The 24,328-nt window shown below is 59.8% G+C and carries 28 protein-coding genes; 13 read left to right on the top strand and 15 right to left on the bottom strand.

What is annotated here, in order from left to right:
• Positions 1 to 59: 59 nt before the first annotated feature.
• Complete coding sequence (locus POF45_RS20860; protein ID WP_259499497.1) at positions 60 to 1,079, bottom strand: Leu/Phe/Val dehydrogenase; 1,020 nt, start codon at positions 1,077 to 1,079, stop codon at positions 60 to 62.
• 183 nt (positions 1,080 to 1,262) lie between these two features.
• On the opposite strand from POF45_RS20860, the gene POF45_RS20855 reads away from it, so the two are divergent.
• Positions 1,263 to 2,066 (top strand): SirB1 family protein, encoded by an 804-nt coding sequence (locus tag POF45_RS20855; RefSeq protein ID WP_282316616.1) that lies wholly within the window; start codon positions 1,263 to 1,265, stop codon positions 2,064 to 2,066.
• A 45-nt stretch (positions 2,067 to 2,111) separates the two neighbouring features.
• Here POF45_RS20855 and POF45_RS20850 read toward each other — a convergent pair whose 3' ends face one another.
• The 4 genes from POF45_RS20850 to hmgA all read right to left on the bottom strand — a co-directional run bounded on the left by POF45_RS20850 (position 2,112) and on the right by hmgA (position 6,953).
• Positions 2,112 to 3,497, bottom strand: coding sequence for an MFS transporter (locus tag POF45_RS20850; RefSeq protein WP_282316615.1), 1,386 nt, complete (start codon positions 3,495 to 3,497; stop codon positions 2,112 to 2,114).
• Positions 3,498 to 3,689: 192 nt separating this feature from the next.
• Positions 3,690 to 4,328 carry a maleylacetoacetate isomerase gene (gene maiA / locus POF45_RS20845; RefSeq protein WP_282316614.1) on the bottom strand — a complete coding sequence of 213 codons (639 nt, stop codon included), beginning with the start codon at positions 4,326 to 4,328 and terminating at the stop codon, positions 3,690 to 3,692.
• Between the two features lie 12 nt (positions 4,329 to 4,340).
• Positions 4,341 to 5,645, bottom strand: coding sequence for a fumarylacetoacetase (gene fahA / locus POF45_RS20840; RefSeq protein ID WP_282316613.1), 1,305 nt, complete (start codon positions 5,643 to 5,645; stop codon positions 4,341 to 4,343).
• A 3-nt stretch (positions 5,646 to 5,648) separates the two neighbouring features.
• Positions 5,649 to 6,953, bottom strand: a complete 1,305-nt coding sequence (hmgA, locus tag POF45_RS20835; RefSeq protein WP_282316612.1) for a homogentisate 1,2-dioxygenase — start codon at positions 6,951 to 6,953, stop codon at positions 5,649 to 5,651.
• A gap of 166 nt (positions 6,954 to 7,119) precedes the next feature.
• Here hmgA and POF45_RS20830 point away from each other — a divergent pair, with 166 nt between their 5' ends.
• Positions 7,120 to 7,917, top strand: coding sequence for an IclR family transcriptional regulator (locus POF45_RS20830; protein WP_259499486.1), 798 nt, complete (start codon positions 7,120 to 7,122; stop codon positions 7,915 to 7,917).
• A gap of 45 nt (positions 7,918 to 7,962) precedes the next feature.
• Here POF45_RS20830 and POF45_RS20825 read toward each other — a convergent pair whose 3' ends face one another.
• The 7 genes from POF45_RS20825 to POF45_RS20795 form a co-directional block, all read right to left on the bottom strand.
• Positions 7,963 to 8,286, bottom strand: coding sequence for a hypothetical protein (locus tag POF45_RS20825; protein WP_282316611.1), 324 nt, complete (start codon positions 8,284 to 8,286; stop codon positions 7,963 to 7,965).
• Positions 8,287 to 8,360: 74 nt separating this feature from the next.
• A complete protein-coding gene (locus POF45_RS20820; RefSeq protein ID WP_282316610.1) occupies positions 8,361 to 9,047 on the bottom strand; it encodes a hypothetical protein in 687 nt (228 codons plus the stop codon).
• A 671-nt stretch (positions 9,048 to 9,718) separates the two neighbouring features.
• Positions 9,719 to 10,630 carry an SDR family oxidoreductase gene (locus tag POF45_RS20815; RefSeq protein ID WP_282316609.1) on the bottom strand — a complete coding sequence of 304 codons (912 nt, stop codon included), beginning with the start codon at positions 10,628 to 10,630 and terminating at the stop codon, positions 9,719 to 9,721.
• Between the two features lie 181 nt (positions 10,631 to 10,811).
• Entirely contained in the window at positions 10,812 to 11,714 is a 903-nt protein-coding gene (locus tag POF45_RS20810; protein ID WP_282316608.1) for an alpha/beta fold hydrolase, read from the bottom strand.
• A complete protein-coding gene (locus POF45_RS20805) occupies positions 11,714 to 12,496 on the bottom strand; it encodes a class II aldolase/adducin family protein (RefSeq protein ID WP_259499477.1) in 783 nt (260 codons plus the stop codon). Before POF45_RS20805 ends, POF45_RS20810 begins: the two co-directional genes overlap by 1 nt.
• A 132-nt stretch (positions 12,497 to 12,628) precedes the next feature.
• Entirely contained in the window at positions 12,629 to 13,315 is a 687-nt protein-coding gene (locus tag POF45_RS20800) for an LrgB family protein (protein ID WP_259499475.1), read from the bottom strand.
• A complete protein-coding gene (locus POF45_RS20795) occupies positions 13,305 to 13,691 on the bottom strand; it encodes a CidA/LrgA family protein (protein WP_282316607.1) in 387 nt (128 codons plus the stop codon). The genes POF45_RS20800 and POF45_RS20795 overlap by 11 nt, the downstream gene beginning before the upstream one ends.
• Before the next feature lie 96 nt (positions 13,692 to 13,787).
• On the opposite strand from POF45_RS20795, the gene POF45_RS20790 reads away from it, so the two are divergent.
• A complete protein-coding gene (locus POF45_RS20790; RefSeq protein WP_282316606.1) occupies positions 13,788 to 14,684 on the top strand; it encodes a LysR family transcriptional regulator in 897 nt (298 codons plus the stop codon).
• Here the strand turns inward: POF45_RS20790 and POF45_RS20785 are convergent.
• Entirely contained in the window at positions 14,665 to 15,120 is a 456-nt protein-coding gene (locus tag POF45_RS20785; RefSeq protein ID WP_259499470.1) for a flavodoxin, read from the bottom strand. The genes POF45_RS20790 and POF45_RS20785 overlap by 20 nt on opposite strands.
• Positions 15,121 to 15,273: 153 nt before the next feature.
• Between POF45_RS20785 and POF45_RS20780 the strand changes: the two genes are divergently transcribed.
• Positions 15,274 to 15,750, top strand: coding sequence for a PAS domain-containing protein (locus POF45_RS20780; RefSeq protein ID WP_259499468.1), 477 nt, complete (start codon positions 15,274 to 15,276; stop codon positions 15,748 to 15,750).
• 54 nt (positions 15,751 to 15,804) lie between these two features.
• Positions 15,805 to 16,410: a hypothetical protein gene (locus tag POF45_RS20775; protein WP_259499466.1), complete on the top strand. Its 606-nt coding sequence runs from the start codon at positions 15,805 to 15,807 to the stop codon at positions 16,408 to 16,410.
• A 3-nt stretch (positions 16,411 to 16,413) separates the two neighbouring features.
• Here the strand turns inward: POF45_RS20775 and POF45_RS20770 are convergent, their stop codons facing one another.
• Positions 16,414 to 17,373, bottom strand: a complete 960-nt coding sequence (locus POF45_RS20770; RefSeq protein WP_282316604.1) for a MerR family transcriptional regulator — start codon at positions 17,371 to 17,373, stop codon at positions 16,414 to 16,416.
• Positions 17,374 to 17,581: 208 nt separating this feature from the next.
• Here POF45_RS20770 and POF45_RS20765 point away from each other — a divergent pair, with 208 nt between their 5' ends.
• From POF45_RS20765 to POF45_RS20740, 6 genes are all read left to right on the top strand, one after another.
• Positions 17,582 to 18,154, top strand: a complete 573-nt coding sequence (locus POF45_RS20765; protein ID WP_282316603.1) for an antibiotic biosynthesis monooxygenase — start codon at positions 17,582 to 17,584, stop codon at positions 18,152 to 18,154.
• Between the two features lie 232 nt (positions 18,155 to 18,386).
• Positions 18,387 to 19,097, top strand: coding sequence for a dihydromonapterin reductase (gene folM / locus POF45_RS20760; protein WP_282316602.1), 711 nt, complete (start codon positions 18,387 to 18,389; stop codon positions 19,095 to 19,097).
• A 23-nt stretch (positions 19,098 to 19,120) separates the two neighbouring features.
• Complete coding sequence (gene folE, locus POF45_RS20755; protein WP_259499458.1) at positions 19,121 to 19,696, top strand: GTP cyclohydrolase I FolE; 576 nt, start codon at positions 19,121 to 19,123, stop codon at positions 19,694 to 19,696.
• Between the two features lie 2 nt (positions 19,697 to 19,698).
• A complete protein-coding gene (gene folX, locus POF45_RS20750) occupies positions 19,699 to 20,070 on the top strand; it encodes a dihydroneopterin triphosphate 2'-epimerase (RefSeq protein WP_003208474.1) in 372 nt (123 codons plus the stop codon).
• Positions 20,071 to 20,138: 68 nt separating this feature from the next.
• Positions 20,139 to 20,435 (top strand): DUF1244 domain-containing protein, encoded by a 297-nt coding sequence (locus POF45_RS20745; RefSeq protein WP_282316601.1) that lies wholly within the window; start codon positions 20,139 to 20,141, stop codon positions 20,433 to 20,435.
• Complete coding sequence (locus tag POF45_RS20740) at positions 20,428 to 20,766, top strand: HopJ type III effector protein (RefSeq protein WP_282316600.1); 339 nt, start codon at positions 20,428 to 20,430, stop codon at positions 20,764 to 20,766. Before POF45_RS20745 ends, POF45_RS20740 begins: the two co-directional genes overlap by 8 nt.
• 185 nt (positions 20,767 to 20,951) lie before the next feature.
• Here POF45_RS20740 and trxB read toward each other — a convergent pair whose 3' ends face one another.
• Complete coding sequence (gene trxB, locus POF45_RS20735; RefSeq protein ID WP_259499449.1) at positions 20,952 to 21,914, bottom strand: thioredoxin-disulfide reductase; 963 nt, start codon at positions 21,912 to 21,914, stop codon at positions 20,952 to 20,954.
• A 313-nt stretch (positions 21,915 to 22,227) separates the two neighbouring features.
• Here trxB and cysZ point away from each other — a divergent pair, with 313 nt between their 5' ends.
• Together cysZ and POF45_RS20725 are read left to right on the top strand one after the other, a co-directional pair.
• Positions 22,228 to 22,980, top strand: coding sequence for a sulfate transporter CysZ (cysZ, locus tag POF45_RS20730; protein ID WP_259499447.1), 753 nt, complete (start codon positions 22,228 to 22,230; stop codon positions 22,978 to 22,980).
• Between the two features lie 40 nt (positions 22,981 to 23,020).
• On the top strand, positions 23,021 to 24,220 hold the full coding sequence (locus POF45_RS20725) for a glycosyltransferase family 4 protein (RefSeq protein ID WP_282316599.1): 1,200 nt from the start codon (positions 23,021 to 23,023) through the stop codon (positions 24,218 to 24,220).
• Positions 24,221 to 24,328: the final 108 nt, after the last annotated feature.

Genomic DNA, 24,328 nt, shown 5'->3' with positions numbered 1-24,328 from the left:
AATAGGCCCTGAGTCATTGGCTCAGGGCCTTTTTCATGTCGACGATTTTTGCCGGGAACTCAGCGATACAACACCCGCTCCGCCAATTCATCCGCCACGCGCGCCGGCGAGCGTTTTTCCGCCTGGGCGTGGGCGAAGACTTCGGTCAGTCGTGCGCTGATTTTCGACAGGTGCGCGGTGATGGTTGATAACTCTTCCCCGCGATGCTTGAGCGAGACATAGATCAGCCCGCCGGAATTGATCACGTAATCCGGCGCATACAGAATGCCGCGCCGCTCCAGTTGGTCGGCGACATCGAGGTGAGTCAGCTGATTGTTCGCCGAACCGGCCACCGCCGCGCAGCGCAGTTGCGTCACGCTGAAGCTGTTGAGCACACCGCCCAGACCGCAGGGCGCGAGAATGTCACACGGCGTGCTGAGCAAGGCATCGTTGGCAATCGGATGTGCGCCCAGTTGCTCCATGGCCAGTTGCACCTTGCCGTGGTCGATGTCACTGACCAACAGTTCAGCGCCCGCTGCGTGCAGTTGCTCGGCCAACGCATAACCGACATTGCCCAGGCCCTGAATGGCTACGCGCAAGCCTTCAAGGTTGTCGCTGCCCAGACGCGCCATCGCCGTGCTGCGGATTCCGGCAAACACGCCCATGGCGGCATGCGGCGCCGGATCGCCTGCCGAAGTGGTGCTGGTGACATGCTGGGTTTGCTGGGCGATGCAATCCATGTCCGCCACCGAGGTGCCGCTGTCGATGGCGGTGATGTAGCGCCCGTCCAGCTGATTGATGCAACGCCCGAACGCTTCGAACAGCGCGCCGCGATTTTCAACATGTGCCGGCCGCACGATGACCGCGACGCCGCCGCCCTGCGCCAGGCCCGCCAGCGCCGCCTTGTAGCTCATGCCCTGAGCCAGGCGCACAGCGTCCTCGACCGCAGATTCGTCGGTGGGGTAGGCAAGGTAACGACAACCGCCCAGGGCAGGCCCCAGGTGACTGTTATGAATGGCAATGACCGCCTTCAGCCCGGTGACCGGGTCGACGCTGAGGTGCAGCGATTCAAGGCGAGTGCTTTGCATGAGAGCGAACATCGTCGGGCTCCCGAATCACTTCTTGTAGTCGCCAGTATAGGCTTGCGCGCAAAAATTGCTGAAGCGCACCGGAATAAGCAGCTCGCGGCTGAGGGCTTTCGGACATAACCTGTAACCACCTGCGTATGTCACTGGACGAACGCACGCGACGGGGCTAAAACGAGGCATGCCCCGGAGATTTTGATGACCCCGCGCCAACGCTTCTTCGCCTGCCTGCACGCTTCGCCGCCCGCCTTGTTCGAGGCGGCGCTGTGGATTGGCGCCGAACACGACGCCGAGGTGGATCCTGCGCAACTGTTGGTTAACTTCCAGGATCTGCAACAGCGAGTCAGTTACGGATTGCCGATGCTGCCCGTCAGCGAACTGGCCCAGCCGCTGTTGCGGCGCATGAATGACCTGGGTTTCGCCCAGGACGATTTCGCGCCGCTGCGCCCGCAAGCGGCTTTGCTCAACAAGGTGCTTGAATGCCGGCGCGGCCAGCCGCTGGTGCTGGGACTGATTGCCCTGGAACTGGCCAGAGGTCTGGAGATTCCACTGGTCGGCGTCAACTTCCCGGGGCATTTTCTGTTGCGGGTGCCGGGGGCCGATCATCTGCTCGACCCGTGTGGCGGTCGGCGACTGTACCCAAACGATTGCCGAGAACTGCTGCATCGTCAGTATGGCCCGAACATGAAACTCGGCGCCGACCACCTGATGACCGCCGAACCACGGCACATGCTCCAACGGCTGTCGCGCAACCTGCGCCAGTTGCACCTGGCCCATGACGATTACATCAGTGCCCTGATCGACGCCGAACGCGTGCTGGAGCTGGGCAATGCCAGCGCCGCCGACTACCTGGCCCGTGCCAGCCTGTATCAGCGGCTAGACTGCCCGAATGCCGAGCGCTTCGACCTGGAACATGCGCTGCTGCTCAGTGACGATCCGATTCAGCGGCTGCGGCTGACGGAGCGGCTGGGACATCTGCCACCCAACTCAATCGTTCATTGACCGCAAGCCCCCTGTGGAAGCGAGCCTGCTCGCGAAGAGGCAGTGTCAGTCGACATGAATATTGGCTGACCCGACGCCTTCGCGAGCAAGCCCGCCCCCACAGGGGGACGGCGTCGCCTCCCCTGGCGAACGCACCTGAATGATGAACAGCGCCGCAATCACCGCCGGTATCGCGCAGAAGAAAAAAATCTGCTGCACCGGAATGTGCATCGCCAGCAGCATGCTGCCGAACAGCGGCCCGAGGATCGAACCGAAACGCCCTACGCCCAGCGCCCAACCGGTGCCGGTGGCGCGTACCTGGGCCGGGTAGAAGTTACTGGCGAAGGCGTTGAGGGTCAGTTGGCCGCCAATGATGCAGAACCCGGCGGCAAACACGCTGGCCACCAGATAACGCGGGTTGTCATGATTCAGGCCCAGCAGAATGGTGCAAACCGCCGCCGCGGCCAATACGCATGACAAAAGCCGCACCTTGCTTTTGAGGCGGTCGGCAAACCAGGCCATGCAGATCGCGCCGACGGTCCCGGCGAACAGGAACATCGAGGTCACCAGATTGGCTTCATTGAGCGTCAAGCCGCTTTCCAGCAGCAGCGTCGGCAGCCAGCTGATCATGAAATACAACAGGATCAGGCTGACGAAAAAGGTCGCCCAGATCAGCAAGGTTGGCCGTGCATAACCGTTGCGGAACAATTCGACCACGGTCAGTTTGCTGCCTTGCTCCTGCTCGTTTTGCGCCACCGATGCCGCAGGGGGTTGCCAATCCGGCAGCATGCGCGCCGTCACTTTGCGCAAACGGGCGTAAGGCGGTGCGTCCCGCAGCAGGCGCGGCAAGGACTCGGGCAGGAACCAGGCCAGAAACGGGAACAACAGCAGCGGCGTGACGCCGCCAGCCAGGAATACCGCCTGCCAGCCAAAGCTGTCGATGAAGCCGGCAGCGACAAAACCACCCGCCGCACCGCCAAAGGAAAACCCGCAGGCCGCCAGCGTCACCATCAGGGTGCGCAGACGCGGGGGCGAATACTCGGACATCAAGGCCATCGCGCTGGGCATTGCTCCGCCCATGCCGATGCCGCAAATAAAGCGTGCGGCCATCAGGGTGTCCAGGGAGTTGGCGAACACCATCAACACAGTGAGGCTGGCGTAGATCAGTACGCAACACAGCAGAATCCGCCGCACGCCGAAGCGATCCGCCAGTGGTGTCACTGCCAGGGAGCCCAGGGTCAGGCCCAGAAGATTGGCGCTGAATACCGGGCCGAAGGCGGATTTTTCCAGGCCCCAGTCCTGGGCGAGAGCAGGCACCACGTAACCCAATACCTGGGCATCGTAACCATCGGTCACCAGCAACAGCGCCAGCAGTAGAAGAAGTAACCACTGATAACGGGACACGGGACGGGCGTCGAGCGCCGCCCGGAAGCTGGCAATCTGGTTATGCATCGCAAGGTACCTGTTTTGTTTTTATGGTTTTGGTGCAGGTGTAGCCGAACATCATTTGTGGGAGCGAGCCGCCCTCCGGGCGGCGTTCCGACTAAAGCGGTGTGTCAGCAAAGTTGATGTTGACTGACAGAACGCCTTCGCGAGCAAGTCGAATCGCCGCACCGCCGCTCCCACAGGGGTTTGCAGCGTTCTTTATTGCGGGGTATCCGGCTGGTTCGCCGGGTGCGCCTTGATGAAGGCCGGATGGCTGGCTGCCAATGCCGCCACCCGTCGAATACGCGGGTAGGCATCGAGGGCAATAGTGAAGCGCTCAGCGGCGTACAGCTGCGGGATCAGATACACATCCGCCAGCCCCGGCTGCTCGCCAAAGCAATAACCGTTGTCGCCGATCAGTTGCTCCACCGTCGCCAGCCCCTGGCTGATCCAGTGGCCGATCCACTCCACTACCTGCGCCTCGTCATGGCCCAACTGACGCAGTTTGTTGAGCACGCTGACGTTGTGCAGCGGATGCACATCGCAACCGATCACCGCCGCCACGGCGCGCTCATGGGCACGAGCGGCCAAGTCACCAGAGAGCAGCGGCACCTGTGGATAACGTTCCTCCAGGTACTCGATGATCGCAGGCGACTGGATCAGCAAATCACCCCCATCACTCCGCAAGGCCGGTACTCGGCCCTGTGGATTGATCGCCAGATACGGCGGCTGCCGATGCTCGCCTCCCGGCGGCGTGATCAGGTTGACCGGCACCGCCTGGTACTTCAGCCCCTTGAGCGCCAATGCGATGCGCACGCGGTAAGACGAGGTCGAACGGTAGTAGGTATAGAGTTCCATGACCCGCTCCTCTTAACGCGCCGGTACGACTTTGCCACGGCATTCGCCGAAGCCGATGGAGGCGAAACCGTCGCGGCTGCAACGTGCGCGCAAAATGATTTCGTCGCCATCTTCCAGGAACTTGCGCACTTCGCCCGAAGCCAGTTCGATCGGCTTTTTGCCGCCTTCGGTGATTTCCAGCAGGCTGCCGAACTGACCGCTTTCAGGGCCGGACAAGGTGCCCGAGCCGAACAGGTCACCGGCCTGCAACTGGCAGCCGTTGACACTGTGGTGCGCGACCATCTGCGCCACGGTCCAGTACATGTGTTTGGTGTTGCTCAGGGTCAGGCGATGAGCCGGCAGATTCTGCTCGCGCATGGCTTCGGTGGTCAGCAGCACCTCCAGTTCGATGTCGAACGCACCCGCCGCCTGATCGCGCTTATCGGTCAGGTACGGCAGCGGCAGCGGATCGCCTTCAGGACGCGCCGGTTGCGCACGACGGAACGGCTCCAGCGCCTCGGCGGTCACGACCCATGGCGAGATACTGGTGATAAAGCTTTTCGACAGAAACGGCCCCAGCGGCTGGTATTCCCAGGCCTGGATGTCCCGCGCCGACCAGTCGTTGAGCAGGCAGAAACCGGCAATGTGATCAGCGGCGTCACCGATGGCGATCGAGTCGCCCATGTCGTTTCCCTGGCCGATCCAGATGCCCAGTTCCAGCTCGTAGTCCAGACGCGCACACGGGCCGAAGGTCGGTTCGGTCTGGCCGGCTGGCAGGGTCTGGCCCTTAGGACGGCGCACGTCGGTGCCGGACGGACGGATGGTCGAGGCGCGACCGTGATAACCGATGGGCACGTACTTGTAGTTCGGCAGCAGCGGGTTGTCCGGACGGAACAGTTTGCCGACGTTCTGCGCGTGCTCGATGCCGACGTAGAAGTCGGTGTAGTCGCTGATTTTCGCCGGCAGGTGCATCTCGCAGTTGGCCGCCAATGGCAGCAGTCTGGCGCCTTGGGCTTCAAGTTTGCCGTGCAGGCTGCTGCCTTCGGCAAGCAGTTCCAGCAAGCGTTCGCGCAGAGCAACCCGGGCTTCGCGGCCCAGTTCGAAGAAGGCATTCAGTTGGCCGCCACGGGTCGCTTCAACCGCTGCACGGGCCGCGCCGTCGAACAGGCCGACGTCCAGCGCCGCTTCCAGATCCAGGATATGGTCGCCGATGGCCACGCCGCTGCGCGGGGCCGAGCCGTTGATGCTGAACACGCCCAGCGGCAGGTTTTGCAGCGGGAAATCGCTATGGCCGTTGGCGGAGGCAACCCAGCTACGAGGGGTGGAAGTCTGAGTCATGGGTTATCTCCGGGTCGGGTCGAAAGTGGCAGGCAGCGTGGCCCAGCAGGCATCATAGTTGGTTTGCAGTTGCGGACAGTCTAGGGCGAAACGGCTCGGGCGCAGCACTTGGCTGGTCTCGAACATGAAGGCCATGGTGTTGTCGATTTTTACAGGCGCCAGTGCCGCGTTGATCGCCTTGGTGCAGCTTTCGCCGTCCGGGCCGTGGGCACTCATGCAGCTGTGCAACGACGCACCGCCGGGCAGGAAGCCCTCGGCCTTGGCGTCGTAGGCGCCCTGGATCAGACCCATGAATTCGTTCATCAGGTTGCGGTGGAACCACGGCGGCCGGAAGGTTTTCTCGGCGACCATCCAGCGTGGCGGGAAAATAACGAAGTCGAGGTTGGCCAGACCGTGGACGCTGGTCGGCGAAGTCAGGACGGTGAAAATCGACGGGTCGGGGTGATCGAAACTGACCGTGCCGATGGTGTTGAAGCGACGCAGATCATATTTGTACGGCACGTTGTTGCCGTGCCAGGCGACCACGTTCAGCGGCGAATGATCGAGCTCGCAGCCCCACAACTGACCGAGGAATTTCTGCACCAGGGTCGTCGGTTGCTTGAGGTTTTCGTAGTGCGCCACCGGGGTCAGGAAGTCCCGCGGGTTGGCCAGGCCGTTGCTGCCGATCGGCCCCAGGTCTGGAAGACGCAGCGGGGCACCGTGGTTCTCGGCAATGTAGCCCCTGGCGTGCGGATCGAGCAGTTCGACGCGGAATTTCAGGCCGCGAGGCAGCACGGCAATTTCCAGCGGCCCAAGCTCCAGGACGCCCAGTTCAGTGGCAATGCGCAGCCGACCCTGCTCGGGCACCAGCAGCCATTCGCCGTCGGCGTTGAAGAACACCCGGTCCATGGAGCGGTTGGCGCGGTAGTGATAAATGCTGATCCCGGCCGGTTTGTCCGGGCCCGAATTGGCCGCCATGCTCACCAGCCCGTCGATGAAATCGGTGGGCTCGCTGGGGATGTCCAGGGGGTTCCAGCGCAGGCGATTGGGCGTCACTTCGCCCAACGGGCCGCCGGCCAGTTGCCGCTCCAGTTTGACGAATGCCGGGTGATTGGCCGATGGCTGAATCCGGTACATCCAGGTGCGCCGCGCTTCGCTGCGGACCATGGTGAACGCGGTGCCTGAGAACAGTTCGGTATAGAGACCGTACGGCGCTTTTTGCGGGGAGTTCTGGCCGACGGGCAATGCGCCGGGCAATGCTTCGCTGCTGAATTCGTTGCCGAAGCCTGACTGATAAGCCAGCGCCGGCGCCGTTGAATCGAGGTTCATGGAGCCTCCTGAACAGGGAGTCGGCATGGCCTGTCACTCCGTTTCAAGAGGTTCTGGCACGCCGGGGTTATTTTTATCGTAATCGAATTACGCACAACGTAATTTGATTGGTATTGACCGTCAAGCTATAAAGACGCCCATTCGTCCCAGGATCAAAAACGCCTTCATGGAAAAGCCCAGCGACAGCAACGGTAAACAGAAAGTCCGCTCGGCAGAGGTCGGTACCGACATCCTCAAGGCCTTGGCCGAGTTGTCGCCCTCGACGTCCCTCTCGCGGTTGGCCGAACACGTACAAATGCCGGCGAGCAAGGTGCACCGCTATTTACAGGCGCTGATCGCCAGCGGGTTTGCCGAACAGAATACCGCCACCAACCACTATGGCTTGGGTCGCGAGGCGTTGCGCGTGGGTCTGGCCGCACTGAACAGTATGGACGTGCTGAAAATTGCCGCCCTGCCCCTGGCCGAATTGCGCGATGAGTTGAATGAAACCTGCTTCCTGGCGGTGTGGGGCAATCAGGGCGCGACCGTGGTGCATATCGAACCGGCGGTGCGTGCGGTGACGGTGGTGACACAGTTGGGCTCGGTGTTGCCGCTGCTCAGTTCATCCACGGGATTGGTGTTTGGCGCTTACCTGCCCAAGCGTGAAACCGTCGATTTGCGCGAGCAGGAACTGCAAAACGGTAGCGCCCATGCCCTGGCGAACGATCAGGCCTATGCGGCTTTGTGCGAGCAGATCCGCACTCGCGGCCTGCACCATGTGCATGGATTGCTGATGCCCGGCGTGGACGCGTTGTCGGCGCCCGTTTTCAACGCGGTGGGTAAAGTGGTCGCGGTGCTGACAGTCGTTGGGCCGACGTCGCTGTTTCATGCCGATGAAAATGGACCGGCAGCACAACGCCTGCTATCGGTTGCCCGGGCCGTCAGTTGGCGGATGGGTTTTGAACCCACGACTGCGACTTCATGAAAAAAGCGGCTGCGCCCAACATGAGTCTGGGACAGCCGCGCTTCATCAAATTATCGGGTCACCCAGAAACAGTGTCGCCATTTCTGCGCCTAGCCCATTGATCTCATCGAACTCCAGCCCTTTGAAACGCAGATCGGGATCAAAGGTATAGGCATGGGAGAAAATCCCTAACTGCTCTCCTTCGAAATTCGGTACTTCGCCGTCCTGCAATCGAAGAAGAAACGCCCAAACCAGTGTTTGAGAATACGTGACCAGCTGATCTTCAAGTGTATGGACACCATTGATATAGACTTTATCCACATCAATGCCGCGACCACCGAATTTTGCGTGCAAAATGGCACGCACTCGATCAATATTCAGATCGTCCATGATTTAAAACTCCATAAATAATAATTGATAGCTACTGGCACTCAGCTGTCAGATTGACGAGTGCCTTCCAAACATCAAGCCATGAAACCTGGAACGACTTCGATAACCATATTCTTGATATCGCTGACGTTCAACTGCTCATGCAAGTGAGCTTCCTCCGAACTATGGGCAACTGAATAGACGCCAATATGCTCGCCATGGTAGTGCGGTATTTGGTCATGTTGAAGGTGGTAATACACGTCTTCAGCCAGACGCCTGGACTGAAATACATCGCGCCCCGCCACCCCCTCCGCAAAACTGGTTACATAGACTTCATCAATATTCACGTCCGGAAACTTGTACTTCAATACCCCATGAACCTCTTCAAAACTCAATGACCTCACCGCGCGGTTTGACCGATTTACCGAAGGCGCCAAAGTCAGCACCCTGACGATACTCATGCTGATTTTTTCAAAACTGTCCAAACGCAAGCTTTTCACCCGGTCCTTCTCAGCGAACGAGAATTGTCGACTAAACACATCACTGGGCATCACATAATTTGGAAGCTCTTCTCTTTCGACATGATCCAGCACTTCGTCGAACAGTGTTCTGGAAGCGCCCACTTCATACTCATCATTCAAAATACTTAAATAAGCCTTGAAAGGGTTAACTCCATATTTCTCAAGGCGCTCGACCAAGAGCACTTCGACCGCAAAAGACGCACGAATGCTCTTTAAGGCTACTATCCGTGGATCACTGTAAGAGTACGTCACATCAACCATAAAAACATCCTGTCATTTATTAGGCTCAAGCATCCTGCGTGGCCCTTTGATTAACTTCAATTTTTCTCAAACGATCAACATCATCCATTAAACCATCAGCAAAAGCCTCGGGCCACGAACCGACGATATAAACGAAAACAGTGCGCTTTTGTCTTTGAAAAATATACAGTAGATAACTGAGCGAACGACACGATGAACATGTATGCAATCGTAAACAAGAACTCGAAGCGACTGATCCAACTGTCTGGTTTGATTTGCCTTTGACCGCTGCGCCGTGCACCTCTCAATACCTGACGTTTACTTCCACCTCACATTGCCTGTGTCGCAAGGAGCAGCCGGGTGGGCGGCCCTGGCAGTTCCGCGTGCCAGCCGTCCAGCGCACTGTTACGCGCACCGTAACAGTGCATGTCACGAATCGGTGTTTTTCCTTTGCGCTCAAGCCTTTATTCTTGCCTGGCTTTCACGGCAAAACACGCCGAAAGCACCCAGTCATACCGCTGTGAGCGAAACAGCGCATTGCGACAGAATTCAGATGAATTGAACCGTTCAACTCATCGCCCCGTGTTCACTGACGTTGATTTGTAGCTCCTTGATCCAACGTCTTACCTTGGCCGCTGCGTTTGCAGCGGCCTTTTTTATGCCCGCGATTCAGCGCAATGACCGGCACGGGCTCAAAGCGAATACCGTTGCAAATTCGCCATCATTTCCTTCAGCGCTTCAATGTTGTCCTTGGGATGCGCCGCCCCTTCGAAGTCGCAAATCTGCGCCCAATGGGCCGCGACATCCTCAGGTGTAAACCCGGCCCGGGGATCAAACCCCGCGCCCAGACTGCGTTCCCAGCGCACCTTGCCCATCCAGCCACCGCCCACCTCGAACAATCCGGCTGTTTCCTGACAGTTTTCGCTGGCCAGGTACACCACCAACGGGCTGACCAGTTCAGGTTTCAGTTGCTCGAACACTTGCGGCGGGATCAGGCCTTCGGTCATGCGGGTGCCGCCGGTGGGGGCAATGGCGTTGACCAGGATATTGTTCTTGCGACCTTCTATGGCCAGGGTTCGGGTCAGGCCATAGAGGCCGAGTTTGGCCATGCCGTAGTTGGACTGGCCGAAGTTGCCGTAGATGCCCGATGTCGAGGCGGTGAAAATGACCCGGCCATAGTTTTGCTCGCGCATGTGCGGCCACGCGGCGCGGGTGACTTTATAGGCGCCTTCGACGTGGACGCGGTAAACCAGGTCCCAGTCGGCGTCGTCCATTTTGTGGAAGGTCTTGTCGCGCAGGATGCCGGCGTTGTTGACCACCACGTCAACGCGGCCAAAAACGTCGAGGGCGTTCTGTACAATTTTTTCGCCGTCGGTGACCGAGTCGTGATTGGCCTCGGCAGTACCGCCGGCCTCGCGGATTTCGGCGACCACACGGTCTGCCGCCGAGGCGTTGGCCCCTTCACCCTGGGTCGAACCGCCGAGGTCATTGACCAGCACTTTGGCACCCTGCCTGGCGAATAGCAGCGCATGCGCCCGCCCGAGCCCGCCGCCGGCACCGGTGACGATCACGACTTTATCTTCGAAACGCACAGACTCATTCATGGGGCAACTCCGGCAGGCCAAGGGATGATGAGGCCGAGTGTCAGGCACGGGGCTGCGGGTCACAATGAATACGGAAGGGCTGAATGGTGGGTGATAAGGCAGGGGGATGATGATGAGCAGAGGGCCCCGTGGCGAGGGGGGTTATCGGCTCACCACACCCCCTCGCTCAAACACTGTGCGTTCAGGAACACGCCACCTTGCGCGATGGTGATACCAGGCGATCACGGAACGCCAGGTAATGCTTGAGCACCTGGGCCGGCGCTTCGATCTGCGGGTAATGTCCGATGCCAGGCAGCAGCACTGTGTCCGGGTCGGGGATCAGTTGCCGATAGCGCTCGACCATGTGCGCGCCGGAAATCGGATCGACCTCGCCATCAATCACTTGCAATGGCACGCCACCACGCTGCATGGCGCCGACCCAGCGATCGCGCTGGATTCGCCGTTCGGGGATGTAACCGATCAGTTTGTGCATGATTCGGGGGCCGTGATGACTGTCGATCAGGCTCCAGAAATCATCAAATTCGCTTTCGCTCGGACGGGTTTGCGGTCCGAAGATCTGGCGGAAACTTTTCACCAGCACGTCCCGGGTAAAGGCGCGACCAATCATCCAGCCCAAGGGGCTGAGCAGCAGTTTTTGCATCAGCAACGGGCGATGGGTTTCCGGAAACAGGCCGCCGTTGAGAAAGACGCAACTGGCGATATCGATGCGCGATTCATGATGCCGGGCCAGCAGTTCCTGGGCCACGCTGTCGCCGTAATCGTGGGCCAGCACATGCACCGGTTGCTCGACATTCAAGTGCGCCAGCAACGCCTGCTGCAAATCTGCCTGCTCCAGCAGGCTGTAAGGGTGATTCAGCGGTTTGGCCGAGTCGCCGAAGCCCAGCATGTCGCAGGCAATTACCCGGTAACGCTGAGCGAGCGGCTGCCAGAGGTAATGCCAATCCCAACTGGCCGTCGGAAAGCCATGGATCAGCAACAACGGCTCACCCTGCCCCACCGTCCAGTAATGGATGGTCTGGCCACGAAAGATCAACGTCTGGCTGCGTTTGCGCCAGACACACAGGGGAATCTCGGCGAGTGGCATTAGAGTTTATAACCCGGATCTTGTTTATCGAGTTTGCGCAGCAGCGCCGGCCAGGCCAGCGCGCCACCCATCCCTTGAGCACTTTTGGTGACGCCGGCGATCATGGCCTTGGCGCCAGCCAGGACTTGCGGCTCGATGGCAATCAACTCGGCACCGCCATTTTGCGCCAGCACCTGAATGTCACAGGCACGCTGGAAGGTGAACATCATCAGGAAGGTGTCGGCGATGGTACCGCCACAGGTCAGCAGGCCGTGGTTGTGCAACATCAGGAAATTGTTTTCGCCGAGGTCGGCTTGCAGCCGGGCCTTTTCTTCGTGGTTCAGCGCCACGCCTTCATAGCCGTGAAAAGCAAGACTCGACAGCACGAACAACGACTGCTGGCTGATCGGCAGGATGCCCTGCTTCTGCGCCGAGACCGCGACGCCCGCCGCCGTGTGCGTGTGCAGCACACAGACCACGTCATGACGCACTTCATGTACCGCGCTGTGAATGGTGTAGCCGGCGGGATTGATCTCGTAGGGGCTGTCCATCAACTTGTGGCCAGCCTGATCGACCTTGACCAGGCTTGATGCGGTGATTTCGTCGAACATCAGCCCGAACGGGTTGATCAGAAAATCTTCGGTTCCCGGCACCTTGGCCGAGATGTGGGTGAAGATCAGGTCGTCCCAGCCATGCAAGGCAACCAGCCGATAACAGGCGGCAAGATCGACACGGGTCTGCCACTCGGCGGCGCTGACCTGGTCTTTGACACTGTGCAGCGTTTGAACGGGAGCTACGTTCACGGCAAGGACCTCACGCTTTTATTATTTTGCTGACGTAACAGCAGTCTAGTCAGCCCTCGCAATTCCTGTAGTTGCATTGGCAGCCAGCTTGATGGCCGAGCGAGTCAGCGGCGCAACGACTCAGGGGCAACGTCAAAGTATCGCCGCCAATAACGGGGCGGCGAACAGGTTCAGCAACCCCGTCAAGACCATGACCAGCCCCGCGACAGAGCCCTCTTCGCCGCCCACTTCCCGCGCCCGGCTGACCCCGGCGCCGTGGGCACCGACGCCGAACAGCGCGCCACGGGCCAGAGCGCTGCGCAGTGGCAGCCACTTGAGCAGGATGCCGCCGAGCATCGCCCCGAACACCCCGGTGAACATCACGAACACGGCGGTCAGTTCCGGTACGCCGCCCAGGTCGTGAGCCAATGGCATGGCGAACGGTGTGGTGATTGAGCGCGGCACCAGCGACATCGTCACCGAACTGTCCAGCGCCAGCGCCTTGGCCAGGCCGAACGAGGTGCCGATGGACGCCACACTGCCCGCGAGCATACCGAGCATCAGCGCCGGCCAATGCCGTACCAGCATCTGCCGCTGCTGCCAGATCGGCACCGCAAAGGCGACAGTGACAGGCCCCAGCACCAGCATCAGCCAATGGGTGTTGCTCGAATATTCGGCATAAGCGGTGTGCAGCGGTACGGCCAGCGCCAGCAGCAAAGCCGGTACCAGAATCAGCGGTGACAACAGATACTGACCGGTGCGCCCATAGAGCCAGCGGCTGAACAGGTACGCCAGCAACGTGAAGGCCAGCCAGAACATTGGCATCAGCTCAAGCTTCATGGCGCTTCCCCAGACGTACAACCAGTTCCACCGTAAACGCTGTCACCAGCATCACCATCAATGTACTGACGCCGATGACCAGCAAGATCCTCCAGCCGTCGGCGCGCAGCAGGCCACCGTAATCGAGCAGGCTCATCAATGCCGGAATGAAGAACAGCAGCATCTCCGCCATCAGGAGCCCCGCGCCCATCTGCAGCGCGGCCGGCTTGACCAACCCCAACGCAAAGGCCAGCAGCAACAGCGCCATGCCGATCACGCCGCCAGGAATCGGCCAGGCGAGCCAGGTGCTCAATTGGCAGCCGAGCAAGTAGATGGCCAGTATCACAACCAACTCGGTCAGCAGACGAAACAGGGTTTTCAGGGTAAATGCGTTCATTGAATTCGGTCCTCACAGGCGCTCATTTTACGGAGCGTGCTGCTATCCCCGAAGCGAATTGTTAGACTCAAAGCCATTCCAATATGGAATCAGGCAATGGAATTCAAACAGCTGCGCAGTTTTGTCGAAGTGATGCACCAGGGCGGTTTCACGCAGGCGGCCAAAACCTTGCACATCAGCCAGTCAGCGGTGAGCAAGCAGGTTGCACAACTGGAGCAAAGCCTGGGCACGCCGCTGCTCGAAAGGTTGGGTTCGCAACTGCGCCTGACCGCCGCTGGCAGCGTGGTGTTGCAACGGGCCGAAGGCATGCTGCGCCTGCGCAACGAATTGCTGGTCGAACTCGATGACCTGAGCCAACTGGCCCGAGGCGAACTGCGTCTGGGTTTGCCGCTGCTGGGCAGTGATGCGCTGTTCGCCGGGCTGTTCGCCGAGTACCGGCGACGCTATCCGAACATCAGCATTCAGTTGCTGGAAGGGGGCAGTCTCAACATTGAGCAGGCCGTGCTGAGCGGCGAACTGGAACTGGGCGGCAGCCTGCTGACAAAAGACCCGCAATTTGCCTTTCAGCCGTTTTGCGACGAGCCGCTGGACGCCCTGCTACCGGCGGATCACCCGTTGGCCGCGAAGTCAGTGATTGGCCTGGAGGAACTGGCCGACACGCCATTCCTGCTGTACCAGCGCAGCTTCGTGCTCAACGATCGCTTGCTTCAAGCCTGCCAGCAATTGGGTTTTACCCCCAAGGAGGGTGGCCGCAGCGGTCAGGCGGATTTTCTCGCGGCACTGGTGGCTGCCGGGCAAGGTGTGGTGCTGTTGCCAAGCGTCGTGGCACGTGGGCTGGTGCGGCCAGGCGTGGTGCGCCTGACCTTGAACGCGCCGGCCTACTTGCGTTGGGATATAGCGTTCATATGGCGCGAGGGCGCCTATTTATCGAAGGCCGCCCAAGCCTGGCTTGCCCTCTTGCGTGAACGGCCAGTCAGTCCCGCAGCACAGTAACCAGCTCGGCCAGCCAAGGCTCGGCGTCGGTTTCCGGGGTCACACTTTCGCTGGCGTCCAGGCGCAGCATTGGTAGCACTTCACGCACGCCCAGTTCGCCGAACAATTCACGCATCTGCTCGCCGCCGCCGCAGAACGTATCGCCGTAGCTGGCATCGCCCAAGCCAATCACCGCGCCCCGCAAACCACGCCAGGCAGCAGGCAGTTGATCCCGGATCATCGAATACAGCGGTTGCAGATTGTCCGGCAGTTCACCCATACCGGTGGTCGAGGTCACCACCAGAAACGCTTCGGGGCCAAAGGCCTGAACGTCAGTGAGGCTGGCGCGTGGGTTGTGCCAGGTCTCGAAACCGGCGCTTTTCAAAATATCCGCTGCGTGCCGGGCGACGTCTTCAGCCGTGCCGTACACCGAGCCTGAAAGGATGGCGACTTTCATCAATCTGATCCTGAACCTGAGTCAAAACCTCGATATTAACAGCACTGGCAAAAAAGCTGCGATTGACTCTCAATCAATGCTGATGGCAAGTGGACAGCCTTCACTGATATTCTAGAATCCACCGCGCAATGGAATTGCCAGAGGAACCACCCGATGATCAACGCTCAATTGCTGCAAATGGTGGTAAACGCTTCCAACGACGGCATTGTGATCGCGGAAAAGGAAGGGGATCAGGACACCATACTGATCTATGTGAACCCGGCGTTTGAGCGCCTCACGGGGTATACCAGCGAGGAAATTCTTTATCAGGATTGCCGTTTCCTGCAAGCGGGAGATCGAGACCAGGCGGCTCTGGAGGTGGTTCGTGAAACCATAAACCAGGGTGGCTCCTGTCGGGAAATTCTCAGGAACTATCGCAAGGACGGCACGCCGTTCTGGAACGAACTGTCTCTTTCGACGGTAAAAAGCCAGAACGATGGACTGACCTATTTTGTCGGTGTGCAAAAAGACGTCACCGTTCAGGTCAAGGCCCAGCAGCGGGTCATGCAACTGGAAGAGCAACTGGCGCAGTTGCAGGCCGAATTGGTGGCGCTCAAAGCGACGAACGGATCAAACAATTCTGCGAATTAATGGTCATTAACTACAATCACCGATAACTTTGTAACTATTACTTTCGAGTCTGCCATGCAACGCGACGCCCTCCTGACCCAGGATGAGCTGGATTTTATCCAGACGATGCAGCACAACCCGCAGCTCAACATGCGGGATGCAACATCGAGCCTTCTGGTTAACGGTGGTTCGCAAATTCGTGACCTGCTCACGCGCCTGGCCGCCCATGAACAAGTCACCATCCAGGCCAACTTCGACAATCAGCAAATGACGTTCCCGTTGCATCTGGTCGAGGACGAGTTTCACGCCTTGCACCTGCGCCTGGGCGTTCCGAGCATCTACGAAGACGGACCGATGGTCCGCCCCTGGCGTCTGGCACTCGAAGAGCCGGTCGCGCTGGAAAATGCCAAGGGGCAATCCGGTACGATGTGGGTCCACGAAGTGTCGTTCAAGGGTGTGTTGCTTGAAGTTCGCAACAAGACCAAGCCACCCCGGCATTTCGCGTTGTGGTTCAGCCCTTCAGGCTACGAGCGCATTGCCTTGCGCGGCACGTTTGAACGGGAAACCGAGCAGGGCTTTTTTGCCTATCAGTTGAGTCAAAGCGACAAGGACGAAACCGAACGCCTGCGCCAGTTCATCCTGCAGCAACACCGACTGACCCACCCCGCCCTGCACGTCTGAGCCTCAGGTATCGAGATTACCGGCCAGAAACTGCCTCAGGCGCTGACGCATCAGACCCCCTTCGTTACCCAGACAACCGATGGATGAGCCGGCCAGGCTTTCCTGTGTCAGATCGGACATGTCACCCGCCAGCAGCAATTGACAATCCAGGCTCAATGCCAGGCGATTCAGGTGCCTCGGTAACTCCGGTGTCGGCGCATGATTGGAAAACAGCACCAGCGCACGCGGTTTGATTTTCTCGCATACCAGCATCAGTTCTTCTAACGGCTGGCCGATGGTCAGCACGCGAACGCCGGCCCCGGAGCCGCTTAAAAACAGCGCAGCTACCAACAGTTCAAGCTCACGACATTGCCCGGCCAACGCACTGACAATCACGTCCCGTGGCCGCGCGTTGCGCATCAGCATCAGACGATGCAGCACCCGCGACCGCAGGAAGCCGTCCAGAAACAGCCACTCACTGGTTTGTCCGAACATCTCCTGACGTTGCAGCAGCTGTTTCCAGAGCGGCATCAGAATGTCCTGAAACACCACCGATAGCGGGTAACTGGAAAAGATCTGACCGTAGACCTGCTCCAGCTGGATGTCGTCGAAGGCGCTGACGGCCGCGTGCATCTGCTGCTGCCACTGTGCGTAGTCATCCTGCACCATTTCATCGGGGATGATCCGCGACAACACCTTGAGTGGTTCGGTCCGGGCCAGAATCTTGCCAACCTTGCTGACTGCCACGCCACGCTCGATCCAGTCGAGAATGCTGCGAACGCGCTCAATATCGGTCATGGAATACAGTCGATGCCCGCTTTCGGTGCGCGTCGGCTGAATCAGGCCATAACGACGCTCCCATGCTCGCAGGGTGACGGGGTTGATACCGGTCATGCGCGACACTTCACGAATTGGAAACAGCTCTTCGCGCTCAAGGGCAACAGCTAGCCGCTTACCTGCGGCAACGTCAGTCAGGACAGGCATGGGGCAGTCAACGTCCTTGCTTTATATGGATCCCATTCTAACTCTCTTGCGCCCTCATTATTCAATACGCTGACAGGGCAAAGTCTCTGGCGTAATTGTCATAATCAGGAATAATCCTTGCTTGTCCCAAGACGCAGCCCACTACCCCGGCGCTGCGCCTGGCGAAACTCCTACCCGGAGCGACGCGTTTGCACTACGGAGATACACAATGTCTACTTCCCCCGTCACGCTGATGGTCGCGCGTCGTGTCGCCAATGGTCGTTATCAGGACCTGATTGCCTGGCTGCGCGAAGGCGAGCAACTGGCCACCGACTTTCCCGGTTATCTCGGCTCTGGCGTGCTCGCTCCGCCGCCCGATGATGACGAATTCCAGATCATTTTCCGTTTCGCCGATGAGCAGACGCTGCACGCCTGGGAGCATTCTGCCTCGCGTACGGCATGGCTGGGGCGCGGCAGCGAGCTGTTCGCCCACCCGACAGAACATCGGGTCAGTGGTATCGAAGGCTGGTTCGGCGCCGCCCCAGGCCAACGTCCGCCACGCTGGAAACAGGCCGTGGCGATCTGGTTGGCGTTCTTTCCGGTGTCGCTGCTGTTCAACTTCGTCCTGGGGCCGCTGCTCGGCGAAATGAGTCTGCTGCCCAGGGTGTTCATCAGTACGTTGTGCCTGACGCCGCTGATGGTCTATTTTTTTATCCCGCTGTCGACCCACTTGCTGGCGGCCTGGCTGCACAGCACGCCGGCGCGTCGGTTGCCTGCGGCGCCGTCCACGCCGAATCGCTGATCCAACTGATCGAAGATGCCTGGGTGGCGAGGGAGCTTGCTCGCGCTTGAGTACATAGCGCTCACAGGCATTTGCGGCCGCTACGCAGCCGAGCGCGAGCAAGCGCCCTCGCCACAGATCAGTGTCACTCGATAAAACCGGGACAATCCCCTTTCTCCATCACCTTCCCCACAATAGCTGCACAACTCCCGTCGCTGTTATAGTTTTGCCATTACCGCGATGCGAGCCATTCATGACCTCTTCTGCAGCCCCAATCCTCATCACCGGTGCAGGCCAGCGTGTCGGTCTGCATTGCGCGCAACGCCTGATCGAAGACGGCCACCGCGTGATTTTCAGCTACCGCAGCGAACGCCCTGGCGTTCAGCTATTGCGCGACCTGGGCGCGACGGCGCTGTTCGCCGACTTCTCCAGTGAAACCGGGATTCTCGCGTTCATCCGCGAACTCAACACCCACACCGGGCAATTACGGGCAATCGTGCACAACGCTTCCGAATGGCTGGCCGAAACCCGGGACCACGAGGCAGATGCCTTCACCCGCATGTTCAACGTGCATATGCTGGCGCCCTATCTGATCAACCTGCACTGTGCCGAGCTACTCAAGCGCTCCAGCCCGGCCGACATCGTCCATATCAGCGACGATGCGACCCGCAAGGGCAGCAGCCGGCACATTGGCTATTGCGCCAGCAAAGCCGGGCTCGACAGCCTGACCCTGTCCTTCGCCGCGAAATACGCGCCGGCGATCAAGGTCAACGGTATCGCCCCGGCCCTGCTATTGTTCAACCCCGACGACGACGCGGCGTACCGCGCCAAGGCCCTGGCCAAGTCCGCGCTGGGCATTGAACCCGGCAGCGAAGTGATCTACCAGAGCCTGCGCTATCTGCTCGACAATCCTTATGTCACCGGCACGACCCTGACCGTCAACGGCGGACGGCACGTCAAATAAGCCGCCCACCGCGAGGATGCACCATGACGTTACCCCTGCCTCAGAACGCTCTGTCCCAGAGTTATCGCGAGATTCTGCTCGGCCTCGGCGAAGATCCCGACCGCGAAGGCCTGCTCGACACCCCGGTGCGGGCGGCCAAGGCCATGCAGTACCTGTGTCACGGCTACGAACAGAGCGTCGACGATATCGTCAACGGTGCATTGTTCGCCTCCGACAGCGATGAAATGGTGATCGTTGCCGACATCGAGCTCTATTCGCTGTGCGAACATCACATGCTGCCCTTCATCGGCAAGGCGCACGTGGCTTATATTCCGACGGGCAAGGTGCTGGGCCTGTCGAAGATTGCGCGACTGGTGGACATGTTCGCCCGGCGCCTGCAAATCCAGGAAAACCTCACCCGGCAAATCGCCGATGCCGTACAACAGGTGACTGACGCAGCCGGTGTCGCGGTGGTCATCGAAGCCCGGCACATGTGCATGATGATGCGCGGCGTCGAGAAACAGAATTCGACCATGAACACCTCAGTGATGCTCGGCGTCTTCCGCGAGTCGAGCAACACCCGCCAGGAGTTCCTGCAATTGATTGGACGGAGCAAGTAGCAATGCCACAACTTCAGCCAGGAATGGCGCGTATCCGGGTCAAGGACCTGTGCCTGCGCACCTTTATCGGAATCAACGAGGACGAGATCCTCAACAAGCAGGATGTGTTGATCAACCTGACCATCCTGTATGCCGCGCAAGAAGCGGTGCGTGACAACGACATCGATCACGCGCTCAACTACCGCACCATCACCAAGGCGATCATCGCCCACGTGGAGGGCAATCGTTTTGCGCTGCTCGAACGCCTGACCCAGGAAATACTCGATCTGGTCATGTCCAACACCTCGGTCCTGTATGCCGAAGTGGAAGTCGACAAACCCCATGCGCTGCGATTCGCCGAGTCGGTGTCGATTACCCTGGCCGCCAGCCGCTGAGCGCATCTGGCACATTGGCCGTCAGGCTTTTATCATCCGCGCCACGATTCGATTGCACAGAGCCCGCCATGAACGATCAACAACGCCTCGAACTTGAAGCCGCCGCCTTCCGCCGGCTGGTCGCCCACCTGGACAGCCGCAAGGACGTGCAGAACATCGACCTGATGAACCTCTCGGGTTTCTGCCGCAACTGTCTGTCCAAGTGGTACAAGGCCGCCGCCGACGAACGCCAGATCGAGGTCAGCCTCGACGACGCTCGCGAAGTGGTCTACGGCATGCCGTACGCCGAGTGGAAAGCCCAATATCAGCAACAAGCCAGCGCCGAACAACAAGCGGTGTTTGCCAAAGGAAAAACCCATGAGTGACCTGAACACCCTGCGCGCCAGCCTCAAGAGCGGCGAACACGCTTTCGCCGACACCCTGGCGCTCATTGCCGCCCACTACGACTATCAGCCGCAAGCCTTCAGCAATGGCGGCGTGGAAAACGCTGCCGGGCAAAACGAAGGCTCGTGCAAGACCCTCGGTCTGGCGTTGCTGGAAGGCCTGAGCGATGAAGAAGCGCTGCTGGCGTTCGGCGAACACTACCGCTCGGTGGTGGCGACACCTGAGGGCAGTGACCATGGCAATATCCGGGCGTTGATTGCGCACGGGTTGGCGGGTGTGAAGTTCACCGGGCAACCACTGGCTCGCCGCTAAAAATCCGGCTTAAACAATCCCCTGTGGGAGCGAGCTTGCTCGCGATGGCGGACTGACATTCAACACTGATGTCGACTGATAAACCGCTATCGCAAGCAAGCTCGCTCCCACATTGTTATCGCATCGCCCTCCAGATGGCGGGCACAAAAAAACCGGCCTGAGCCGGTTTTTTTGTTTCTACGGAATCAGAACGAAACGTTCTGCAGATCGTCGAGATAACGCTCGGTGTCCAGTGCCGCCATGCAACCGGCGCCAGCCGAGGTGATGGCTTGACGGTAAACGTGGTCAGCCACGTCACCGGCAGCGAAGATGCCTTCGACGCTGGTCGCGGTCGCATTGCCGTCACGGCCGCCCTGAACCACCAGGTAGCCATCTTTCAACGTCAGTTGGCCTTCGAACAACGACGTGTTCGGGGTGTGGCCGATGGCGATGAACACGCCGTCGACTTTCAGCTCGTCAAAGCTGCCGTCGTTGTTCTTCAGGCGGGCACCGGTCACGCCCATGTTGTCGCCCAGTACTTCGTCCAGGGTCGCGTTCAGCTTCAGGATGATCTTGCCTTCGGCAACCCGGGCATTGAGCTTGTCGATCAGGATCTTCTCGGCGCGGAATGTCTCGCGACGGTGAATCAGGGTCACGGTGCTGGCGATGTTGGCCAGGTACAGCGCCTCTTCCACGGCAGTGTTACCGCCACCGACCACAGCCACCGGCTTGTTGCGGTAGAAGAAACCGTCGCAGGTCGCACACGCCGAAACGCCTTTGCCCATGAACGTCTCTTCCGACGGCAGACCCAGGTAACGGGCGCTGGCGCCCGTGGCGATGATCAGCGCATCGCAGGTGTAGGTCGCGCTGTCGCCGGTCAGGCTGTACGGCTTGGAAGCGAAGTCCACGGCATTGATGTGATCGAAAACGATCTCAGTCTCAAAACGCTCGGCGTGCGCCTGCATCCGCTCCATCAGTGCCGGGCCGGTCAGGCCGTGGACATCGCCCGGCCAGTTGTCGACTTCGGTGGTGGTGGTCAGTTGACCGCCGGCCTGCATGCCGGTGATGAGCAATGGCTTGAGGTTGGCGCGGGCGGCATAGACCGCGGCGCTGTAACCGGCAGGGCCGGAACCGAGAATAATCACTCGCGAATGACGGACTTCAGACATGACCTGCTCCTGTTGACCGGGCCGAAACACCTGGCGCGGAACGCCGGCTTGCCGGCGGGAATAAAAAAGGACTGTTGAAAGCCTTGGGGAAGGCTTGAGCTCGACAGTCCTGTAAAAGAATGGGTGCAGCGTATCGAGGGGGCAAAGATTAAGGAAATACGGATTAACAATCCAGCTAATAGGCGGTCTCTATCCCGTCACCGTGATTTTATAGACGCCTTTGTTACAGTGAATGTCGATATTGCCGCCACGCTTTCCCCCCCAAGGCAAAGCCGGTAAGGTCGGCGCGTTTTCCTCTAGTTCGGAGCACGTTATGCCCGCCCCTGTTCTGTCCGGCCCGCAATATTTGCGTGAAGGCCTCAAGCTGGTCCTGACCCCCGGCCTGCGTCTGTTCGTGCTGATGCCACTGGCGATCAACCTGGTGCTGTTCGTCGGATTGATTTACTTGGCCGGCCACCAGTTCAGCCTGTGGGTCGATTCATTGATGCCCTCATTGCCCGATTGGCTGAGTTTTCTCAGCTACATCCTCTGGCCGTTGTTCGTGGTGCTGGTGGCGCTGATGGTGTTCTTCACCTTCACCCTGCTCGCCAACGTCATCGCCGCACCGTTCAACGGCTTTCTCGCGGAGAAAGTCGAAGTGGTGGTCCGCGGCACCGACGACTTCCCGGCCTTCAGCTGGGGCGAACTGATCGCCATGATCCCGCGCACCCTGGCTCGGGAGATGCGCAAACTGGGCTATTTCCTACCGCGCGCCATCGGCCTGTTCATCCTGTCGTTCATCCCCGTGGTGAACATCATCGCCGCGCCGCTGTGGCTGTTGTTCGGGGTGTGGATGATGGCGATCCAGTACATCGACTACCCGGCAGACAACCACAAACTGGGCTGGAACGAGATGCTCGCCTGGCTGCGCCAGAAACGCTGGCAGAGCATGAGTTTTGGCGGGATCGTGTATCTGGCACTGCTGATTCCGGTGGTCAATATCCTGATGATGCCGGCAGCCGTGGCCGGCGCGACCTTGTTCTGGGTCCGTGAGCGCGGGGCGGAGAATCTGGTGCCACAACGCTGACGCCGTCACAAATCCATCATCGCACCGACACAATGACGACATGGCCTCAGCTGACACTGAGGCCATGACGACAGCTCTGCATATCACTCTGATCACCGAGACCTTCCCACCGGAAATCAACGGCGTGGCCAATACCCTTGGCCGCTTGTGCGACGGTTTGCGCGCGCGCGGGCATCAGGTGGAACTGGTGCGACCGCGTCAGGGCGGCGACCGGCAGTTGGGCAGCGACGACGAGTTGCTACTGTGCCGGGGTTGGCCGTTGCCGGGCTATCCGGGGTTGCAGTGGGGTCAATCGTCGATGCACAAGCTGCTGCGCCGCTGGAAACGCCATCGCCCGGATGTGTTGTACATCGCCACCGAAGGCCCGCTGGGGCTGTCTGCTCTGAGGGCGGCGCGGCGTTTGGGGATTTCCGTGGTCAGCGGCTTTCACACCAATTTCCAGCAATATTCCAACCAGTACGGGCTCGGGTTGTTGAGCCGCCTGCTGACCCACTATTTGCGCTGGTTTCACAACCACTCGACCTTGACGCTGGTGCCGAGCGTCAGTCAGCGCCTGGAACTGCAACGGCGGCATTTCGATCGCCTGGCGCTGTTGTCCCGAGGCGTCGACAGCCAATTGTTTCACCCAGCCAAACGCTTGAACACACTGCGCGAGCAATGGGGGCTGGGCGAGGATGACATCGCCGTGATCCACGTCGGGCGTCTTGCCCAGGAAAAGAATCTGGGTTTGCTCAAGCGCAGCTTCGAGGCGCTGCAAGCGACTTATCCACAGCGCACCCTGAAATTGATCGTGATTGGCGACGGGCCTTTGCGGATGGCGCTGGAGAAGGCGCTGCCCGAAGCGATTTTCTGTGGTTCGCAGCGCGGGGAAGCGCTGGCCAGCCACTACGCCTCAGGGGATGTTTTTCTGTTTCCGAGCATGACCGAGACCTTCGGCAATGTGGTGCTGGAGGCACTGGCGTCGGGGCTTGGGGTGGTGGCGTACGACCTGGCAGCAGCGGGTCAACATATTCGCCACGGCTACAACGGCGTGCTGGCAATGCCGGGGGATGAGGAGGCGTTCTGTGACGCGGCGCGCTGGTTACTGGAGGAAGACGAGACGTTGCGCTGCGTGCGGCTCAATGCGCGACAACATGCCAGCCGGCAGGGTTGGGGAGCGATCATTGAACAGTTCGAGGGGCAGTTGCGGGGGGCTTGTGTAGGGGAGCAGGTGGTGCCAGATGGGGTGACTCTGCCCTGAATTTTCGGTGCATTTGAGTCAGTCTTCGCGAGCAGGCTCGCTCCCACAGGTGACCGATTTCTACCAGAGAAACACGGTCGAATGTGGAAGCGAGCTTGCTCGCGATGG

The organism is Pseudomonas fungipugnans (assembly GCF_029955235.1).
GTDB lineage: Bacteria > Pseudomonadota > Gammaproteobacteria > Pseudomonadales > Pseudomonadaceae > Aquipseudomonas > Aquipseudomonas fungipugnans.
This window is presented reverse-complemented; position numbering and strand designations above follow the sequence as displayed.

Excerpts from the sequence above, each read along its gene's own strand:
- POF45_RS20770 (WP_282316604.1), bottom strand. The coding sequence starts at position 17,373 with ATGCCTGTCCTGACTGACGTTGCCGCAGGTAAGCGGCTAGCTGTTGCC.
- POF45_RS20855 (WP_282316616.1), top strand. The coding sequence starts at position 1,263 with ATGACCCCGCGCCAACGCTTCTTCGCCTGCCTGCACGCTTCGCCGCCC.
- folM (WP_282316602.1), top strand. The coding sequence starts at position 18,387 with ATGACCTCTTCTGCAGCCCCAATCCTCATCACCGGTGCAGGCCAGCGT.
- fahA (WP_282316613.1), bottom strand. The coding sequence starts at position 5,645 with ATGACTCAGACTTCCACCCCTCGTAGCTGGGTTGCCTCCGCCAACGGC.
- POF45_RS20765 (WP_282316603.1), top strand. The coding sequence starts at position 17,582 with ATGTCTACTTCCCCCGTCACGCTGATGGTCGCGCGTCGTGTCGCCAAT.
- POF45_RS20780 (WP_259499468.1), top strand. The coding sequence starts at position 15,274 with ATGATCAACGCTCAATTGCTGCAAATGGTGGTAAACGCTTCCAACGAC.
- POF45_RS20740 (WP_282316600.1), top strand. The coding sequence starts at position 20,428 with ATGAGTGACCTGAACACCCTGCGCGCCAGCCTCAAGAGCGGCGAACAC.
- cysZ (WP_259499447.1), top strand. The coding sequence starts at position 22,228 with ATGCCCGCCCCTGTTCTGTCCGGCCCGCAATATTTGCGTGAAGGCCTC.
- POF45_RS20815 (WP_282316609.1), bottom strand. The coding sequence starts at position 10,630 with ATGAATGAGTCTGTGCGTTTCGAAGATAAAGTCGTGATCGTCACCGGT.
- folX (WP_003208474.1), top strand. The coding sequence starts at position 19,699 with ATGCCACAACTTCAGCCAGGAATGGCGCGTATCCGGGTCAAGGACCTG.
- POF45_RS20850 (WP_282316615.1), bottom strand. The coding sequence starts at position 3,497 with ATGCATAACCAGATTGCCAGCTTCCGGGCGGCGCTCGACGCCCGTCCC.
- POF45_RS20785 (WP_259499470.1), bottom strand. The coding sequence starts at position 15,120 with ATGAAAGTCGCCATCCTTTCAGGCTCGGTGTACGGCACGGCTGAAGAC.
- POF45_RS20775 (WP_259499466.1), top strand. The coding sequence starts at position 15,805 with ATGCAACGCGACGCCCTCCTGACCCAGGATGAGCTGGATTTTATCCAG.
- POF45_RS20745 (WP_282316601.1), top strand. The coding sequence starts at position 20,139 with ATGAACGATCAACAACGCCTCGAACTTGAAGCCGCCGCCTTCCGCCGG.
- POF45_RS20725 (WP_282316599.1), top strand. The coding sequence starts at position 23,021 with ATGGCCTCAGCTGACACTGAGGCCATGACGACAGCTCTGCATATCACT.
- POF45_RS20820 (WP_282316610.1), bottom strand. The coding sequence starts at position 9,047 with ATGGTTGATGTGACGTACTCTTACAGTGATCCACGGATAGTAGCCTTA.
- trxB (WP_259499449.1), bottom strand. The coding sequence starts at position 21,914 with ATGTCTGAAGTCCGTCATTCGCGAGTGATTATTCTCGGTTCCGGCCCT.
- POF45_RS20860 (WP_259499497.1), bottom strand. The coding sequence starts at position 1,079 with ATGTTCGCTCTCATGCAAAGCACTCGCCTTGAATCGCTGCACCTCAGC.
- maiA (WP_282316614.1), bottom strand. The coding sequence starts at position 4,328 with ATGGAACTCTATACCTACTACCGTTCGACCTCGTCTTACCGCGTGCGC.
- POF45_RS20825 (WP_282316611.1), bottom strand. The coding sequence starts at position 8,286 with ATGGACGATCTGAATATTGATCGAGTGCGTGCCATTTTGCACGCAAAA.
- POF45_RS20810 (WP_282316608.1), bottom strand. The coding sequence starts at position 11,714 with ATGCCACTCGCCGAGATTCCCCTGTGTGTCTGGCGCAAACGCAGCCAG.
- POF45_RS20790 (WP_282316606.1), top strand. The coding sequence starts at position 13,788 with ATGGAATTCAAACAGCTGCGCAGTTTTGTCGAAGTGATGCACCAGGGC.
- POF45_RS20830 (WP_259499486.1), top strand. The coding sequence starts at position 7,120 with ATGGAAAAGCCCAGCGACAGCAACGGTAAACAGAAAGTCCGCTCGGCA.
- POF45_RS20800 (WP_259499475.1), bottom strand. The coding sequence starts at position 13,315 with ATGAAGCTTGAGCTGATGCCAATGTTCTGGCTGGCCTTCACGTTGCTG.
- POF45_RS20795 (WP_282316607.1), bottom strand. The coding sequence starts at position 13,691 with ATGAACGCATTTACCCTGAAAACCCTGTTTCGTCTGCTGACCGAGTTG.
- folE (WP_259499458.1), top strand. The coding sequence starts at position 19,121 with ATGACGTTACCCCTGCCTCAGAACGCTCTGTCCCAGAGTTATCGCGAG.
- hmgA (WP_282316612.1), bottom strand. The coding sequence starts at position 6,953 with ATGAACCTCGATTCAACGGCGCCGGCGCTGGCTTATCAGTCAGGCTTC.